We start from the raw sequence: 18,857 nt of genomic DNA on the forward strand, positions 1-18,857 counted from the left end.
GTTCCATTACACAAAAGAGCCACTTCTCAAATGAAAAGTGACTCAATTCGAGCTATATAATTATTAGTTTCAGCTCTTGGTCTTGCATTTATACTGCTCTCTTCAGCAACATGGACTTAATATGTCCAATCGCTTTAGTCGGATTGAGTCCCTTAGGACAAACATCCACACAGTTCATAATACCATGGCAACGAAATACGCTGTAGGCATCGTCAAGCTCTGATAGACGCTCTTCTGTCGCAGTATCACGACTATCAATTAAAAAACGATAAGCATGTAACAGGCCGCTAGGGCCGATAAACTTATCTGGGTTCCACCAAAAAGATGGACAAGCGGTCGAACAACATGCACACATGATACATTCATATAAACCATCTAAATGTTCACGCTCCTCAGGAGATTGCAGATGTTCACGCGCAGGCGTTTTTTCATCATTAATCAAATAAGGCTTTATCTTTTCATATTGCTTGTAGAACTGACTTAAGTCCACAATAACATCACGTACAACTGGCATACCTGGTAGTGGTCTGATCTCAAGTTTCTTACCTTTAAAGCTTGAGATTGGTGTGATACAGGCCAGACCATTTTTACCGTTCATGTTCAGGCCATCACTACCACAAACACCTTCACGGCATGAGCGACGAAATGCTAATGTTGAATCTTGCTCTTTTAGAAGTATCAGTGCATCAAGGACCATCATATCGGTACCATCTTCCACTTCTAACGTATAATCTTTCATGTAAGGCTTAGCGTCTACATCAGGATTATAGCGATAAACTGCGATATTCAAATTCATCTCAAATTCCTTAGTAAGTGCGCTTGATCGGCGGGAATGCGGCACGAAGCTTAGGCTCCATGTTCACAGGTCGACGATCCATCTCTTCGGTTGCAGGATCAAACAGGCTGTGACACAACCAATTCTCATCATCACGTTCCAAATAATCTTCACGTGAATGTGCACCACGACTCTCTGTGCGAAAGTTAGCCGCGTAAGCTGTCGCAATAGCCGTTGCCATCAGATTATCCAACTCTAAACATTCAATACGTTGAGTATTGAATTCAGAAGAGTTATCAGAAAGTTTAGCATTCGCTAGACGTTCACGTATGGCTTTAAGCTCTTTTAAGCCTTCTGCCATAGCATCTCCACTACGAAACACTGAGAAATTAAGCTGCATACAAAGCTGTAAGTCTTTACGGATCTGTACAGGATCTTCACCGTCTTTGTTGTTTTCCCAACGATTTAGACGCTCAAGTGACTTAGCGATATCTGCATCAGTGGCATCTTTAGGTGTAGCGGTTTCATCTAATGCTTTACCTAGATGCTGTCCCGCAGCACGACCAAAGACCACTAAATCAAGCAGTGAATTACCACCTAAGCGGTTGGCACCGTGTACAGATACACAAGCAATCTCACCTACAGCGAATAGACCAATAACGTCGCTCTCTGTACCATCAGCGTTCTTACGCAACACCTGGCCACTCACTTTAGCCGGCAAACCACCCATCATGTAATGACAAGTAGGGAGAACAGGGATTGGCCCATCAGCAGGATCGATATGCGCAAAAGTACGAGATAATTCACATACCCCAGGAAGACGAGCTTCTAACGTTTCTTTGCCGAGGTGATCCAGCTTAAGCAATAGATGTGGACCAAGAGGACCGTGAAGACCGCGGCCTTCACGAATTTCAGTCATCATAGAGCGGGCAACAACATCCCGTGAGGCTAAATCCTTCGCATTAGGCGCATAGCGCTCCATGAAACGTTCGCCGTCTTTGTTTAGCAGGTATCCACCTTCACCACGACAACCTTCGGTCACAAGTACACCAGCACCTGCAATCCCTGTAGGGTGGAACTGCCACATCTCCATGTCTTGCATCTGTACACCAGCGCGCATCGCCATACCAACACCGTCACCGGTATTAATGTGAGCATTAGTGGTTGAAGCAAAGATACGTCCAGCACCGCCCGTCGCAAGTACTGTTGCTTTAGCTTTAAAGTAAACAATTTCACCACTTTCGATATCGATTGCTGTACAACCGACGATAACGCCATCTTCATTCTTCACTAAATCAAGTGCATACCATTCAGAGAATACTTCAGTTTTATGTTTTACGTTTTGCTGGTATAAACAATGTAAAAGCGCGTGACCCGTACGGTCAGCCGCTGCTGCGGTACGTGCAGCTTGTTCACCACCAAAATTCTTTGACTGGCCACCAAATGGGCGTTGGTAAATAGTGCCATTTTCGAAACGTGAGAATGGTAGACCCATCTGCTCTAATTCGATAACCGCTTCAGGTCCCGTCTTACACATGAACTCTATTGCTTCTTGATCGCCGATAAAATCGGAACCTTTGACGGTGTCGTACATATGTTGTTCCCAATGATCTTCATGGGCATTACCCAGCGCTACGGTGATACCACCTTGCGCAGATACGGTATGAGAACGTGTTGGAAATACTTTTGATAAAAGCGCACAGCTTTTACCTTCTTTAGATATCTGTAATGCTGCTCGCATACCTGCGCCGCCAGCGCCGATAACAATCGCATCAAATTCGCGAACTGGAATACTCACTTAAACACCCCACACTATCAAAATACCGGCAGCCATATAGCAGAAGGCGGCAACGACAAAAACGAACTGAAGCACACCACGTAAAGCTAAAGGCTTAACATAGTCTGTAAGTACTTGCCAAACCCCAATCCATGCGTGGATCAGTACCGCAACAAGTGCGAGTAGGGTAAATACCTTCATTGACAATGCGCTAAATAAGCCATGCCAAACGTCGTAGGTTAGTGGAGAGCTACATGCAATAAATCCAACCAAAAAAATGGTATATACAGCCAGAACTATTGCACTTGCGCGTATAAGAATGAAGTCATGGACACCGCTGCGGCCAAGACTTGCTGCGTTAGTTACCATACCCAAATCCCCACAATGATTGAAAACGCGGCCGACAAGGCAAACGCGACTTTTGCTGATGCAATGCCTGAGGCTAATTCTTCCCAACGCCCGGTATCCATTATCAAGTGGCGTATGCCAACGATAAGGTGATAACCAAGTGCAGTAAGAATTCCCCAGATGACAAATTTAACCAACAAATTATCAAAAAGAGATTGAATGCCCGCGAAACTCTCAGGGGATGCTAAAGATTCATTTAACAACCAAATGAGAATACCGACAGCAAATAGCATGATGACACCGGATACACGGTGAAGAATGGACGCAATCGCTGTTGCAGGAAAGCGAATGGTTTGCAGATCTAAATGGACAGGTCTTTTCTTTTTCACGTTCTGCTCACTCTGCTCTATTGAGCTATATTTTTGTTATACGAACCGCTTTTGCTCAAACACCAAACTGTGATATCAATCACAATTTTCATTGTCGCAAAAGAAAAGTTTAAACAAACAATTAACCATTCTAGTAAACACTTATTAAGTACGCAAATAAATGATAACCAAGTGATAATGTAAGTCGCTCATAAGAGCCGTGGCAAGTATACGCGGGGCAAATGTCAAATACAAACATCACATTATGCAAATTTAGTTTTTTTGGTAAAAAAACTGCCAAGTTCCTGTTCTGATATACGGTTTAACTAAAATAAGACCATGGTCTAACGAATTAAAACACTTATTTAAATTGAAATGTGATCTATATTCACTGTAGAGTATTGGCGATTGATAAGCCGCACTCACATAAGAATGAAGTAAGGAGAAGGGTATGGCTGACAAAATAGCCAAGTTGGAACTGCCAGGAAATGAAACTATCGAACTGCCAGTCATGGAAGGCACCGCAGGATTCGATGTGATAGACATTAGTAAACTAGGTAGCAAAGGTCACTTTACTTTCGATCCAGGATTTCTCGCTACGGCCTCCTGTGAATCAGCAATTACCTACATTGATGGCGAAAAAGGGATACTGCTTCACCGTGGTTATCCAATAAGTGAATTAGCCGTTAATTCAGATTATTTAGATCTATGTTATCTGCTCCTGTACGGAGAGCTCCCATCTAAGACTCAATATGACAGTTTTGTTTACACTGTCAAAAACCACACTATGGTCAATGAGCAGTTAGCTTTCTTCTTTAGAGGCTTCCGCCGTGATGCTCATCCTATGGCAATGTTATGCGGTGTTACTGGTGCATTGTCTGCATTTTACCAAGACTCTTTAGATGTCAACGATGAACGTCATCGCGAAATAGCCGCTTACCGTCTAGTCTCTAAAATGCCAACTATCGCCGCCATGTGTTACAAGTACTCAATTGGTCAACCTTTTGTGTACCCACGTAATGATTTGAGCTACGCGGGTAATTTCCTCAGCATGATGTTTGCAGTGCCATGTGAAGAGTATAAAATTAACCCAATTGTAGAACGTGCTATGGACCGTATATTCATTTTACATGCAGACCACGAACAAAATGCATCGACCTCTACAGTTCGTCTAGCCGGTTCTTCTGGTGCGAATCCATTTGCGTGTATCGCAGCGGGTATTGCATCACTTTGGGGACCTGCTCATGGTGGTGCTAATGAAGCTTGCCTGAACATGCTCGAAGAGATTGGTACTGTCGATCGTATACCTGAATTCATTGCTCGCGCTAAGGATAAAGAAGATCCTTTCCGTCTTATGGGCTTTGGACATCGCGTCTACAAAAACTTCGATCCACGTGCCAAAGTGATGCGTGAAACTTGTCACGAAGTTTTAGCTGAACTTAAAGTCAACGATCCACTGCTTGATGTTGCAATGGAACTTGAGCGTATTGCACTTGAAGATGAATATTTTGTCTCTAAGAAGCTTTACCCTAATGTTGATTTCTATTCAGGCATCATCATGAAGGCTATCGGTATTCCAACTAGCATGTTCACCGTATTATTTGCACTTGCACGTACTGTCGGTTGGATTGCTCACTGGAAAGAGATGCTAGATCAACCAGGTCATAAAATCAGTCGCCCACGACAACTTTATACTGGTGACTCAGAACGCACCTTTGTTCCTAAAGAAAAACGTAAAGCTTAAAATTAGGTAACTGATGTTAAAGGCACTCATTGAGCGCCTTTTTTATTGCCACAAAACCACTTTCTGAACCATGAGACAGAATGAAACACTGGACTATTCGCTGCTCATGCAGCCACTTGTGACAGAGTATAATTTCTAATGCTTATTTTTTTTGATTGTATTAAATTTAAGTGGCCATAGCTCATCAATATCTGAACTCGACCTATCCCAATTAACCCCTCTTATCTTGGCCAACACTTTTTCCCTATTAAACAGGTCATTAAAACCTTGTATCTCTACTTGATGTCAATTTTCAACGTAAATATATCTAGCTACATTTTGTTGCAATTAGAATCAATTCAGTCACCCATTTAATGTGGAATAATTCTATAGTCAAAACCATCACATTTTAAACATTATCACCACATAGTTTACAACCTCGTTAATCAACTCACTAAAACACATGATATACCGCTGATTAATAAGGACTTTAATCTTTGGCACGACTTGTGCAACTCAGAGTTAATTGGATCAAAAAATATAGGTAACTTTACATGGACTCTCTAAACAAACGCGCTAATAACTATTTCAAACTTACCCTCCCCTTAGTATTAGTCGCCTTATTAAGTGCCTGTGGCGCAGAAGAGGAAGTCAAAGAGGAGGAAAAATATGCTGTCCCAGTTGAAACAACAACCGTACTTCAAGGAGACGTGTCCTCCTTTTACAGTACGACTGCAACACTAGAAGCACCACAGGAAGCAAATGTTGTTACACGGATCTCAGGCTTAATTGAAACGATCAAAGTTGAAGAGGGTGACAGAGTGACCAAAGGTCAACTGCTTGCTGTGATCGATGCAAAAAGGCAAACATTTGAATTGGCTAGCTCTCAAGCCGAAGTTGAAATTATTGAGCAGGAATTAAACCGCTTAAACAAAATGAGTAACAAGCAGTTTTTTAGTGCCGATTCTATGGCCAAACTTGAGTATAACCTGCAAGCTGCAATCGCAAAAAGAGATTTGGCAGCCCTTCAAGTTCAGGAGAGCATGATCCGTTCACCCATACATGGCGTCATTGCGACTCGCTTTGTAAAAGAGGGCAATATGGCTAAGGAGTTCGATGAACTGTTTTATGTGGTTAATCAAGATGAACTCTATGGCATCGTTCACCTTCCAGAAAAACAACTTGAGAGCCTTAAACTTGGTCAGGACGCTCAACTCTTTGCAAATAGCTTTGCCAATAAAAATACGGCTGCAACCGTTCATGCCAAAGTACTGCGCATCAGTCCAGTTGTTGATGCACAAAGTGGGACCTTCAAAGTCACACTCTCTGTTCCTAATAGTGATGGAAAATTAAAAGCAGGGATGTTTACCCGCGTCGAACTCAGATACGACACTCACAACAATGTGATCACCGTTCCCTATAACGCTGTCGTCAATCAAGATAATGAGTTTGCTCTCTATGTTATCGATGGAAGCAATGTCAACCGCCGTGCAGTGTCTCTTGGCTATCGTGAAGCTGACACTGTAGAAGTATTATCAGGCATTGAACCTGGTGAGCAGATCGTGATCCGCGGACATCAAAACCTCAAAGACCAATCACTGGTTGAAGTCATCAGCTCTCTAGACTTAGCGTCAGCAAGCAAATAAAGGAGTCAGGTCTATGTCTATTATAAAAACATCAGTAAACCGACCTGTCACAGTTTGGATGTTCATGTTTGCCATCATTTTATTCGGCATGGTGGGTTTCTCCCGTTTGGCAGTGAAATTACTACCCGATTTAAGTTATCCCACCATCACGATTAGAACACAGTATATCGGTGCTGCACCTGTAGAAGTTGAGCAGTTAGTTTCAAAACCAATTGAAGAAGCCGCTGGTATTGTCAAAGGCTTACGTAAAATCAGCTCCATCTCCCGCTCAGGCATGTCAGATGTTGTGCTTGAGTTTGAATGGGGTACCGACATGGATATGGCAAGCTTAGATGTGCGAGAAAAACTCGACACAATTGAGCTGCCTTTAGATGTAAAAAAACCTTTATTGCTAAGATTTAATCCAAACCTTGATCCCATTGTTCGCTTAGCTCTATCGGTACCTGAAGCCAGTGACAGTGATCTAAAACTGATGAGAACCTATGCCGAAGAGGAGCTAAAACGTCAGCTGGAATCATTGACAGGCGTCGCGGCGGTTCGACTTTCAGGCGGTCTTGAACAAGAAGTTCACATTCAACTTAATCAACAGAAGTTAACTCAACTTAACCTCAATGCCGATCTTATCCGAAGTCGCATAGCAGAAGAAAATATCAATCTCTCCGCCGGTAAGGTGATCCAAGGAGAAAAAGAGTACCTAGTGAGAACACTTAACCAATTTAACTCATTGGAGGAGCTGGGTCAGATAGTCGTTTATCGTGATCAACAAACTTTAGTCAGGCTATTCGAGGTAGCTGAAATTGTCGATGCTCATAAAGAACGTAACGATGTCACTCGTATCGGTGATCAGGAGTCAATTGAACTGGCGATCTACAAAGAGGGAGACGCCAATACAGTAGCTGTAGCACGTAAAGTCACCGCTGAACTTGCAAAATTAAACGAAAATAACAACAAAACAGAACTCAAGGTTATTTACGATCAATCTGAATTTATTGAAAGTGCAGTCAGTGAAGTCACTTCAGCAGCATTGATTGGTAGCCTACTTTCAATGCTCGTCATCTATCTATTTCTAAGGGATATTATCCCGACCTTAATTATCTCAATCTCTATTCCTTTTTCTGTGATTGCCACATTCAACATGATGTACTTTGCCGGTATTAGTTTAAACATCATGTCACTTGGGGGAATTGCACTGGCGGTGGGTTTGTTAGTTGATAATGCCATTGTGGTACTTGAAAACATCGACAGATGTAAATCTCTAGGCATGAACAAGCTTGATGCTGCGGTAACTGGCACTAAAGAGGTCTCTGGCGCTATTTTCGCATCAACATTAACGACTTTAGCTGTATTTGTCCCCCTTGTATTTGTCGATGGTGTTGCTGGAGCCCTATTTTCAGACCAAGCCTTAACCGTCACCTTCGCACTTCTGGCCTCTTTATTAGTTGCACTAACCACTATCCCTATGCTCGCATCACGAGAAGGGTTTAAAATGTTACCACCTCTCATCGAAAAAACTAAAAAAGCTAAGCCTGAAACAAGAGTCGGTAAACTTAAGTATTACAGCGCTACCGTATTCTCCTTTCCCTTCATCTTGCTCTTCAGCTATCTGCCAAGTGCACTACTCACTTTAGCCTTAATGCTAACTCGACTCCTCTCATGGTTTGTGGGTCTATTTATGAGACCTCTTAGTTCAGGCTTCAACTGGGTCTACCATAAGTTAGAGATCTTTTACCATGCTCTATTGGCACTGGCTCTTAAGTTTAAAATCTTGACCATCGCTATCGCCCTATTAGTAACCTTAGGCGCAGCCTCCTTAGTCCCTAAACTCGGTATGGAACTTATCCCTCCGATGAATCAGGGAGAGTTTTATGTAGAGATACTACTTCCACCAGGGACTGAAGTATCAGAAACCGACAAGATCCTGCGTAAGCTAGCGCTGTCGATTAAAGACCGAGAAGATGTAAAACACGCATACAGTCAAGCTGGTAGCGGTGGATTGATGACATCTGATACCTCACGTGGTGGCGAAAACTGGGGCCGTTTACAAGTCGTACTAGCTGATCACAGCGCGTTTGATACGGTTGCAAATGTGCTGCGACGCACTGCCATGCGGATCCCGGAACTGGAAGCAAAAATCCAACATCCTGAGTTATTTAGCTTTAAAACACCTTTAGAGATTGAACTCATCGGTTATGACTTAGCTCAACTTAAGAGTACAGCCGACAGTTTAGTTGATGCTCTGTCAGATTCTGACCGCTTTGCTGATATCAATACCAGCTTAAGAGATGGCCAACCAGAACTCAGCATACGTTTCGATCATGAACGCCTCGCTAAACTGGGTATGGATGCACCAACGGTGGCAAATCGTATCGCCCAGCGCATAGGGGGAACTGTCGCCAGTCAGTATACCGTCAGAGATCGAAAGATAGATATTCTGGTCAGAAGTGAGATTGAAGAGCGGAATCAAATCAGTGATATTGACTCAATGATTGTTAACCCAAACAGTCGTTACCCAATCACATTAAGTGCCGTAGCCGATGTATCACTCAAGTTGGGACCATCGGCTATCAACCGAATCAGTCAACAGCGGGTCGCGATTGTCTCGGCAAACCTTGCTTATGGCGATCTCAATGAAGCTGTACTAGCAGCCAGAACGATATTGAGTCAACAAACCCTGCCGACTTCAATTCAAGCAAGGTTCGGTGGTCAAAATGAGGAAATGGAACACTCATTCCAATCATTACAAATCGCACTAGTGCTTGCTGTTTTCTTGGTCTATCTCGTCATGGCGAGCCAGTTTGAGTCACTGCTTCATCCTTTATTGATCCTTATCGCAGTACCGATGGCGGTTGGCGGTAGTATTTTAGGCCTCTACATCACCCAGACCCATTTAAGTGTGGTGGTGTTTATCGGCTTAATCATGTTGGCCGGTATTGTGGTTAACAACGCGATTGTGCTAGTCGATAGAATCAACCAACTTCGCCAAGAGGGTCTAGAGAAACTCACCGCAATATCACAAGCGGCGAAGTCTCGCTTACGTCCTATCATTATGACCACTTTGACCACGGCCTTAGGCTTGTCTCCCATGGCATTTGGCCTAGGTGATGGTTCCGAGGTGAGAGCTCCGATGGCGATAACAGTTATATTTGGCCTTAGCCTTTCAACCCTGCTAACCCTCGTGGTTATTCCAGTGCTTTATGCCCTCTTTGACCGTAAAGAGTACAAGGTTAACAATGTTCAAGAGCAGAATATGTCCGTCGAAAGTGTGGGAGGTCAGCCATGAACTTAACCCGTTTAGCCATTAAAAGACCGGTCACAACCAGTATGTTTTTCGTTGCCATACTGCTCTTTGGCCTCGCTTCCAGTCGTCTATTACCACTGGAGATGTTCCCTGGCATTGATATGCCACAGGTTAATATAGAGGTGCCTTATAAAGGATCAACGCCTGCAGAAGTGGAACGAGATATCACCCGTGTGCTCGAAGAGTCACTCGCGACCATGAGTGGTATTGAGGAGCTTCGTTCAAACTCTTCACAAAATGGAGCAGAGATAGAACTCAGGATGAAATGGGGACAAAATGTTGCCACGAAAAGCCTAGAAGCGAGAGAAAAAATAGACGCTGTGAGGCACCTTTTACCCAAAGATGTTGAGCGAGTCTTAATCCGTCAGTTCTCAACCGCTGACATGCCAGTACTTAACTTAAGAATATCGAGCGATCGTGAGCTATCTGGTGCCTTTGACCTGCTGGATAAACAACTTAAACGTCCCCTCGAACGCGTCGAAGGTGTATCACAAGTAACCTTATACGGTGTTGAGCAAAAGCAGATTGAAATACGGTTAAATGCAGATAAACTCTCGTCGAGCAACATCTCAATTCAAGCGTTAAAACGTCGATTACAACAGGAAAACTTTGTTGTCAGCGCAGGAATATTACGCACTGGAACACAAGTTTATCAGGTGTCCCCTAAAGGCGAATTTAGAAACCTTGATGACATTAACGCACTCGTTCTAAAACCAGGTATTACATTAGGAGATATTGCCAACGTCAGTTTCTCACTACCTGAACGTTTAGATGGTCGCCACTTAGATCAAAAATATGCGGTTGGCCTGGATGTATTTAAAGAGTCCGGAGCCAACTTAGTTGAAGTATCCAAGCGTGTGATGAAAGTGATTGAAAGCGCTAAACAAGATCCGCAATTTAAAGGGGTCAAGTTATTCGTCATGGAAGATCAAGCCTATGGGGTAACATCATCATTAGAAGATCTGTTAACCGCAGGTCTGCTTGGTGCCCTGCTCTCATTTGCCGTGCTCTATCTGTTTCTACGAAATCTAAAAATGACTTTAGTGGTAGTGACTTCTGTACCGATCTCTATCTGCATGACGTTAGCTACTATGTATCTACTGGGTTACAGCTTAAACATCCTTTCTATGATGGGTCTGCTTTTAGCTGTTGGTATGCTCATTGATAATGCCGTTGTCGTGACCGAAAGTGTATTGCAGGAAAAACAAACTCAAAAAAATTCTCCAACATCGGAGTTGGTTGATGAACAAGTTGCAAATGATAATGCAGTATTAACGGGTGTTAATAAGGTTTCACTGGCTGTTTTGGCCGGAACCCTCACTACTGCTATCGTGTTCCTGCCTAATATCTTTGGCGTTAAAGTCGAATTAACCATCTTCTTAGAGCATGTGGCCATCGCCATCTGTATCTCACTAGCAGCATCGCTACTGGTGGCAAAGACGCTATTACCTCTCATGCTAAGCAAAATGCATTTTGAAATAGAAGCGGAACAAAAAGAGAGTAAGCTGCGCAGCTATTACCAACGGAGCCTGAATTGGATTTTATCTCATCCTAAAATCTCTGGGGTTATTGCCCTAGCATTATTAGCATCCACAGCCCTACCCCTTTCTTTCGTTAATCAAGATCAATCTGACGGTGAGGGAAATAATCGCCTTTATATCAACTATCAGGTCGAAGGACGCCATAGCTTAGATGTTACCGAGGCGATGATAACTAAGATGGAAAACTACCTTTACGGAAATAAAGAAGCATTCCAGATCGATTCTGTGTATAGCTATTTTTCTGCCGACCGTGGTCAATCAACCCTTATCCTCAATGAAGATATTGAAGTAGATATGAAGGCACTCAAGAACATCATACGTGAAGGTTTTCCTAAATTCTCCATTGCTAAACCACAGTTTGGCTGGGGTAATGATAACAATGGCCTCAGGATTTCTTTAACCGGACGTTCTACCAGCGAACTCATCACGTTAAGTGAGCAGGTGATCCCTCTGCTCTCCTCTATTGAAGGTCTCACCGATGTGCGATCGGAAATAAGCGGGGCTCAACAAGAGGTGATTATCCATATCGACCGGGAGATGGCTGCACGTCTTGATCTTAAGCTCAATGAGATTGCATCGAACATCTCTATGGCACTGCGTGGCACTCAGCTTAGATCATTTCGCCACGATCCCAATGGTGAACTTCGAATTGAATTGGCATTTGAGCAGCAATGGCGCTTATCTTTGGAAAAACTCAAACAGCTTCCTGTGGTACGTATCGACGATCGGGTTTATACCTTGGAGAGTTTAGCTGAGATAACATTCCAACCTAGGTTCGACACTATCAGGCATTACGACAGACAAACAGCACTCTCTATCGGTGCTAACCTTGATGATCTTACCATGGAGGAAGCACAGGAGCAGATAACAACAATAATGGAAGCTGTCAACTTCCCATCAGGCTATGGCTACTCTCTGCGAGGAGGCTTTCAGAAACAGGATGAAGATGAAGCGATAATGGCAACGAATATGATTCTGGCCATTGCCATGATCTACATCGTCATGGCAGCCCTGTTTGAATCATTGTTATTACCAACGGCCATCATTACATCAATTCTATTTTCCATAACCGGTGTTTTTTGGGCACTGCTGTTTACTGGCACACCGATGGATATTATGGCCATGATTGGTATTTTGATTTTAATGGGGATTGTGGTCAACAACGGCATCGTTCTCGTTGACCAGATAAATCAGCTTTCACCGGATCTGGATAAACTATCAGACACCATCAGTCAGGTGTGTAACTCACGTTTACGTCCAGTATTGATGACAGTTGGGACCACTGTACTTGGGCTTGTTCCCTTAGCGATGGGTGATACACAGCTAGGAGGTGGAGGTCCGTCATATTCCCCCATGGCAATCGCGATTATAGGCGGACTGACCTTTTCAACAGTCACCAGTCTCTATCTCGTACCGCTATGTTACCAAGCGCTATATAGAATGCGATTTAGTGCTTCAGTTAAGCTAGGTCAGGCAAATCGAGTGTCGAGGCGATTACTGCCTTGGGCCAATTAAACAGTAGATACAGACTAACTACAGAGGCTGCTTAATTGCAGTCTTTTCATTTTACAGAGTATATTTGTTGTGATCTTGTGCCCGCAAGGTTATATTTAGTAACATAATAACAATAATATGAGGCATTGGATGAACACTCGATTACTGCTTAGTTTAAGCTTAAGTTATCTACTGACAACCTCTACAATTGCCGATAATAATAGGTTCAAAGATGTAGAGATTAAGCCTGAACAACTCACTCAAACAAGCTACATGTTCACAGGCTCAGGTGGCAATATTGGAGTGTCAGCAGGTAGTGACGGCATTCTTATCATAGACAACCAGTTTGCACCGCTAGCCGATAAAATCTCTGCGGCATTGTCAAAAATACAAATTGGAAAACCTAAGTATGTGGTAAACACTCATTATCATGGCGATCATACTGGGGGTAACAACCTCTTTGGAATTGATGGCGTCATCTTAGCCCATCACAATGTACTCTCCCGCCTCTCAGGTAATAATAGCTACACACCAACAGGTCTACCCAGCATTACTTACCATGAGGGGATTAATATCCATTTTAATGGTGATAATTTGCAACTGCTGCACATGGGGCCAGGCCATACCGATGGTGACAGCGTCGTGTTATGGCAGGATAAGAGTGTGGTTCATATGGGGGATCTGTTCTTTAAAGACAAATTTCCCTACATCGACTTGAATGCTGGAGGCTCTGTGAAAGGCTATCGAAATAATGTCGCCACCATGATCGCGAAGATTGACAGCAAAACCAAGGTGATACCGGGACATGGCTCACTGGCGAATAAAAATGATCTGATTCGATTTAAACATATGCTGGATGATTCCATTAACTGGATGGAGAGCAAACTCATGGCCGGACTATCGCTAGAAGATATTCAGGCCGAAGGTATTCCTCAGAAGTTAGCATCTTGGCAGTGGAAGTTTATTTCAGAGAAGAAGTGGATAGACACTCTCTATAATGGGCTTTCAAAGCCCAAGTGATTGAAAAGCGGCAACATCCATAGGATGTTGCCGCTTTTCTTATACCGATGTGTTTATTTCTGACCTGAAACGTGCAGATCGACTCTTCGATTTAACGCTCTGCCATCGGCAGTGTCATTATTGGCAATGGGGCTTTTTTCACCTTGGCTTTCGCGACTAAGTTGTGCGGCGTTCACTCCATGTTTATCTAAGTAGGTCTGAGTCGTAATGGCTCGGCGATGTCCCAAATCGTAGTTATATTTATCGGTACCCACCCCATCGGTATGACCAACAAGTTGAATATTTTCATGACCTCGAGCCAGATTCTCAGCCACTTGTTCTAAGATATATCGAGACTCCGGCGTCAATGCTTCACTGTCGAAATTAAAATAAACCCTAGCCAGCAAGCCGCCATCTATTTCTGCGGTCATTAAGCCACTGGTGGACAGATATTCCATACACTGTGACGTGACATCCTGATGTTTTGCCAATTTCAATAGAGCGGCTTCGGTTTTGGGTTGATGCACTGCTTGTTTAATCAGTAGCCTACCATCTCTATGATGGGCGATGGCGGTCACATCAGAAATGGTCACCCGCTGACTTATATTATGAGTCTTAGTGGCACAAAATAACGTCAATTCATATTGAACCATCTCGGCGGGTTTCTCCACCATCACAGGTTCCGGTACCTGTAGCGATATTTCTTGCGCACAACCAGATAACAAGCAAACAGCACTGAAACTGCACACTAAGATAGAAGATATTTTTGTCATCATGATTTAGCTCTCTGTATGTCGATAATAAAGTTTAGGAATGCCATCACTCTTGGCCCCTTTTTTAATTAAATCTAAAATTTCCTGAATCAAATCATCTAAATCATCCACATCGATAATATTCTCTTCGCCAACACATTTTTTAAAAGCTTTTTGCCCAGAAGCACTAAATTGAATCCCGATAACCCCCATATGTACAGGGATATCACCATCATTAAACCGCTCCCTGATCTTATTACACATACCTTTATCAACCAAAGTAGAAAACGTGTTCTTATAAGGGTCTTCTTTGCCGTCACTGATCATCAAGAGCATTTTTAGACGCTTCTTATACAGCTTATCCTCCTCTTCATTAGGCGTTGTTGGCCGCCCCTTATCTAAAATCTGTGCCCCTCTTAACACCCCTTGATAGACAGAAGTACCACCATCTGGCGACATTTCTTTTACTGTCATTATTTTTGATTTCTGATTGGTTAACGGAATTGTCCAAAAAGAATCACCACATATACCAGCACTATAGAGACGCTGCTTCTTTGGGTGATGCTGAACATTAATCGGACTCTCAATGAAAATCTCATTAACGGTCTGCGAATAATCTATCCACTCCTCGTTATCCGGATAACGGCGATCATCCATTACAGACATAATTGTGCGGGCATCAGCTCTTGGGCCAGGTAAGCCACTACATTTACGGCTTTTCTTTGAGCAATCCTCAACCTTTTCATGACTAATATTGGCCCATTCCGTCCAACTTATAGATTCATAACTAGTGTGCTTATCGTCTGTTTTTCCACTTGGATTTCGATACTTAAGCTGAGTCATACAGAGATGTTGTTGATTTTCCTCCACAACACGCATGTTATAGGGCACTAAGGCAATACGGTTTCGGATATCTGTTTCTCCATCCCGAGGAATGAGGATCACATTAGCAACTTGAGTAATAGCAGCTTTAAGACTGTCAATTTTGTCATCTTCCATTGAGCCTGAAAAATCGGACACAAACACGATATCAACATCACGATCTCCCAAGTACTCAGGATAAGCACGGGCCAAGGCACGATTGGCAAGGGTTTCAGTTGCGTTAAAACTAGGGATTAAATCGCTATGCAGCCATGAACTATGCTCAGTCTTAGCAGTCACCCGATATTGAGTATACTCTCTCTCTTCAAAAGTGCCATCTGGCATTGGATAATGATCAATCGCTTCTTCACGTTCAATTTTTATCTGGCTAACCTCGTCGGTATTCCTCATATAGCTTGATACATAATCTCTAGCCAGTTGAATCTCATAGCTTTGATCCTTGTCGTCCCGATTAGCCATAGTCACAGCGAGCGTTGCCGCTTCCGTTGCATCACCGAGACGATTTTTCTTCTGAATATAGCGTGTCCCTTCTAAGGCTAAAAAAACGGTGCCAAACAGTGGCACAAGCAAAAAAACTAGATAAATTGCTGCCGCACCTCGTTGACTTTTCATCGCCACATTCCTCTTTTATACACAGCTATCTTCCAGGCATGACTGAGCTGGAATGAACGTAGTGATCAGTACTATCTGCCCAAAATTGATTAAACCAAGAGTCGACGTACAAACATAAGGTCACTTGGTAGAGTGGAAATTGCTTATCGGCGGACGTTTGCGGTACTAGGTGCTCTCTATTGATTAGGGAATCGTTAGAAATACAGGGCACCCCACCATTGTTCTGTATGTCGATAGATGAAAAAGTTCCATTGACTATCGACTCGACACGCATCCCATAGGAAGCGATATTAGGCTTATGAGAGTACCCGAGTAATCTCGCAGCCAAGGTATATAAGTCATCCACTTCAGCTTGGGTTACCACTAAGTTTTCATCATAAAACCGCGTCCGCTCCTTTAGTACATTTACGAGTGAGTAGCTCGCTCGGTCTACATTCACTCGATTAAACAGCTGAAAAGCCACATCTCCAGTAAAGACCAGTAAGACAGAGAGAAATAGCAACACAAATGCCAGTTCTATGGTAAAAACACCATCTTGATTACTCTTCATCAATTGGCCACCCTTCATGCTCCATGGTCACTAAAATTCGTCGACTAATGGTTTGTTCAATTACCCCTGTGAATATAAACATTGGCGTATAGTCATAGGCGATCTCATACAGGGCTAAGGGACTTCGCTGTTGTTTAGTAGCACTTAGGCTAGGCTTGTCATTGACCAAATCAATCAAATTTTCAAAATAGGAGATGGATAACTGGTAACGACTTGGGTCAACCAAGACGTGCCAGATCTCCCCCTTATTCTCAAACATCTCAGTTAATCGTTGCTGGTATAAATCCCGTGTTCGCTCCCCTTCCCATACACGGGTATCTCTTGAAGATTCACGCAGTGAAGATTCCGCTAAATTAATCACATAGATAAACCGACACATTTCAAAGATCCCAAATGTGACCAAAAACATCACCATCGCGCCTATGGCAAATTCAATCGAAAAAACGCCTCGCTGTTGACGCTTAGAGGCACTGGATAAACTGAATCCGGTCATTAATGGCCTCCTTCCGAACTCTGACGTAAACTATGAAACAACGCCAAGATCTGCTCATCAGAATAGTCATCACTAAGTAAACGGTGTGCCTGCCGATAATCACCGACTTTAAATAGTGAAATCGCTAAGTTAAAAGCCAGTTTTTTTTCATCTGGGTATTGTTCATTAATAGGCGTAAGCAGTGCTACCGCTTGCAGATATTGCCCTTGTGCCAAATAGAGAACGGCTAAATTATTCTTAACCGTAATATCATCATGCCCCTTTAATCTAGCCTGATTGAACGCCTCTTTTGCTGCTTTATATTGGCCACTATTGGTCAGAGCAATCCCTAAATTGATAAACAGATCCGCCCCTTGATAACCTTTAGATAGTGCTTCTTTATAGTCTAAAGTGGCCTGTTCAAATTGCCCTAAATCCGCCGTTATTTTACCCGCAAGAAAATACAGACCAGCTTGTTTAGCACCCAGAGTCTCTAGCTGCTCAACGTAGAAACTAGCAGATTCCACATCACCAAAGTCATAATAAGCCTGAGCCAAATTAAGCATCACTGCAGGAGAGTCAGGTTTCTTAGACAGTTCAAACTTGTAGTGTTGAATAAGACCTGCATGATTCCCCACTAGCTGTAGATCTTCAGTCGTCACTCTCTGAGACGTTGAGGCAGTGCTGCATCCTACTAATGACAGTAGCAAGAGTATTGAAATTACATAACATTGGTTCATGGGTTAGCCTAATGAAAGTTGCATAAAGCCAGGTGCTAAAATCAAGATAACAATTGGAAACATAATCAGCAAAATCAGTGGAATACTCATTTTCGCTGCCAACTTACCTATATTTTCTTCCATGGTAAGTACCTGCATCCGGCGCATATCCTCGGCCAGATCAGCCAACACATTCGCGATCGAGGTTCCGTACTGAATATTCTGAATAAGGGTCAATGAAAAACTGCGGACTTCAGGGGTGGGGATCCGCTCACTGAGCTCTAACAGTGCTTTCTCCAAACCTTTAATTCGCGATGAATCAGCCGTTTTCTGGATATGAAAGCAAAGATCTTTATCGAATGCTTTTAGCTCTTGGGCAAGATAAGCCAGAGCGGCTTCAACCGTCATCCCGGTTTGCACACACACAGACATCATATCCAGCATATATGGCAACTGACGTGACGTTTTTTTGACTAACATCTTCTTTCGCATAACTAAAATAGAATCAGGTAATATCAAGCATACAACCACTGATATGGCACCAAACATCACCTTATTGGTAAGCGTCATGTCCGAAACCACAATCAGCAAAATGATCAACAAGGCTAAAGCAATCTTGGCAGACACATAAAAACGGGCAAATCGAGTATCGTAGAATCCAGCTTCAATAAACTGCAGCTCTAACTCCTCACGTTTTTCCTGACCAATACGCACCACTAATTTAGCTAACTTTTCAAGGTTGGTATCTTGTGAAGCTTCTAGATAGCGCTGTATTTGCCATTGACGTTGTTTCTCTTGATGCCATAAAGCCAAGCCTAATGCCAGCAAACCGCTAATAGCAATAATGACCAATATTAAATTAAACATCTGTCACCCCTTAAATAAATGCTCACATGGCAGG

Annotated in this window: 15 protein-coding genes; 5 read left to right on the top strand and 10 right to left on the bottom strand. The window is 43.0% G+C overall.

The annotated features are described in order from the left end of the window. Positions 1-88: 88 nt before the first annotated feature. The 4 genes from HWQ47_RS16235 to sdhC are packed head-to-tail and all read right to left on the bottom strand — an operon-like array spanning position 89 to position 3,310. Complete coding sequence (locus HWQ47_RS16235; RefSeq protein ID WP_269967105.1) at positions 89-796, bottom strand: succinate dehydrogenase iron-sulfur subunit; 708 nt, start codon at positions 794-796, stop codon at positions 89-91. Positions 797-806: 10 nt separating this feature from the next. Then, positions 807-2,573: a succinate dehydrogenase flavoprotein subunit gene (gene sdhA, locus HWQ47_RS16240; RefSeq protein WP_269967106.1), complete on the bottom strand. Its 1,767-nt coding sequence runs from the start codon at positions 2,571-2,573 to the stop codon at positions 807-809. Then, positions 2,574-2,921 carry a succinate dehydrogenase, hydrophobic membrane anchor protein gene (gene sdhD, locus HWQ47_RS16245; RefSeq protein ID WP_269967107.1) on the bottom strand — a complete coding sequence of 116 codons (348 nt, stop codon included), beginning with the start codon at positions 2,919-2,921 and terminating at the stop codon, positions 2,574-2,576. After that, entirely contained in the window at positions 2,915-3,310 is a 396-nt protein-coding gene (sdhC, locus tag HWQ47_RS16250; RefSeq protein ID WP_269971770.1) for a succinate dehydrogenase, cytochrome b556 subunit, read from the bottom strand. The genes sdhD and sdhC overlap by 7 nt, the downstream gene beginning before the upstream one ends. A gap of 409 nt (positions 3,311-3,719) precedes the next feature. Here sdhC and HWQ47_RS16255 point away from each other — a divergent pair, with 409 nt between their 5' ends. From HWQ47_RS16255 to HWQ47_RS16275, 5 genes are all read left to right on the top strand, one after another. Then, positions 3,720-5,012, top strand: a complete 1,293-nt coding sequence (locus HWQ47_RS16255; protein WP_269967108.1) for a citrate synthase — start codon at positions 3,720-3,722, stop codon at positions 5,010-5,012. Positions 5,013-5,545: 533 nt separating this feature from the next. Continuing rightward, positions 5,546-6,637 carry an efflux RND transporter periplasmic adaptor subunit gene (locus tag HWQ47_RS16260; RefSeq protein ID WP_269967109.1) on the top strand — a complete coding sequence of 364 codons (1,092 nt, stop codon included), beginning with the start codon at positions 5,546-5,548 and terminating at the stop codon, positions 6,635-6,637. 13 nt (positions 6,638-6,650) lie between these two features. Continuing rightward, positions 6,651-9,917: an efflux RND transporter permease subunit gene (locus HWQ47_RS16265; RefSeq protein ID WP_269967110.1), complete on the top strand. Its 3,267-nt coding sequence runs from the start codon at positions 6,651-6,653 to the stop codon at positions 9,915-9,917. Next, positions 9,914-12,991 (top strand): efflux RND transporter permease subunit, encoded by a 3,078-nt coding sequence (locus HWQ47_RS16270; RefSeq protein WP_269967111.1) that lies wholly within the window; start codon positions 9,914-9,916, stop codon positions 12,989-12,991. The genes HWQ47_RS16265 and HWQ47_RS16270 overlap by 4 nt, the downstream gene beginning before the upstream one ends. A gap of 129 nt (positions 12,992-13,120) precedes the next feature. After that, positions 13,121-13,990 (top strand): MBL fold metallo-hydrolase, encoded by an 870-nt coding sequence (locus HWQ47_RS16275; RefSeq protein ID WP_269967112.1) that lies wholly within the window; start codon positions 13,121-13,123, stop codon positions 13,988-13,990. A 53-nt stretch (positions 13,991-14,043) separates the two neighbouring features. Here the strand turns inward: HWQ47_RS16275 and HWQ47_RS16280 are convergent, their stop codons facing one another. From HWQ47_RS16280 to HWQ47_RS16305, 6 genes are read right to left on the bottom strand one after another with little or no spacing between them, the layout of a single operon-like run. Beyond that, positions 14,044-14,745 (bottom strand): OmpA family protein, encoded by a 702-nt coding sequence (locus HWQ47_RS16280; RefSeq protein ID WP_269967113.1) that lies wholly within the window; start codon positions 14,743-14,745, stop codon positions 14,044-14,046. A gap of 3 nt (positions 14,746-14,748) precedes the next feature. After that, positions 14,749-16,215, bottom strand: coding sequence for a TadE/TadG family type IV pilus assembly protein (locus HWQ47_RS16285; RefSeq protein ID WP_269967114.1), 1,467 nt, complete (start codon positions 16,213-16,215; stop codon positions 14,749-14,751). Positions 16,216-16,240: 25 nt separating this feature from the next. After that, on the bottom strand, positions 16,241-16,765 hold the full coding sequence (gene tadF / locus HWQ47_RS16290) for a tight adherence pilus pseudopilin TadF (protein ID WP_269967115.1): 525 nt from the start codon (positions 16,763-16,765) through the stop codon (positions 16,241-16,243). Beyond that, positions 16,755-17,258: a TadE/TadG family type IV pilus assembly protein gene (locus HWQ47_RS16295; RefSeq protein ID WP_269967116.1), complete on the bottom strand. Its 504-nt coding sequence runs from the start codon at positions 17,256-17,258 to the stop codon at positions 16,755-16,757. The genes tadF and HWQ47_RS16295 overlap by 11 nt, the downstream gene beginning before the upstream one ends. Then, positions 17,258-17,977: a tetratricopeptide repeat protein gene (locus HWQ47_RS16300; protein ID WP_269967117.1), complete on the bottom strand. Its 720-nt coding sequence runs from the start codon at positions 17,975-17,977 to the stop codon at positions 17,258-17,260. The genes HWQ47_RS16295 and HWQ47_RS16300 overlap by 1 nt, the downstream gene beginning before the upstream one ends. A gap of 3 nt (positions 17,978-17,980) precedes the next feature. After that, positions 17,981-18,823, bottom strand: a complete 843-nt coding sequence (locus HWQ47_RS16305; RefSeq protein ID WP_269967118.1) for a type II secretion system F family protein — start codon at positions 18,821-18,823, stop codon at positions 17,981-17,983. Between the last annotated feature and the right edge of the window lie 34 nt (positions 18,824-18,857).

Source organism: Shewanella sp. MTB7 (genome assembly GCF_027571385.1).
GTDB lineage: Bacteria > Pseudomonadota > Gammaproteobacteria > Enterobacterales > Shewanellaceae > Shewanella.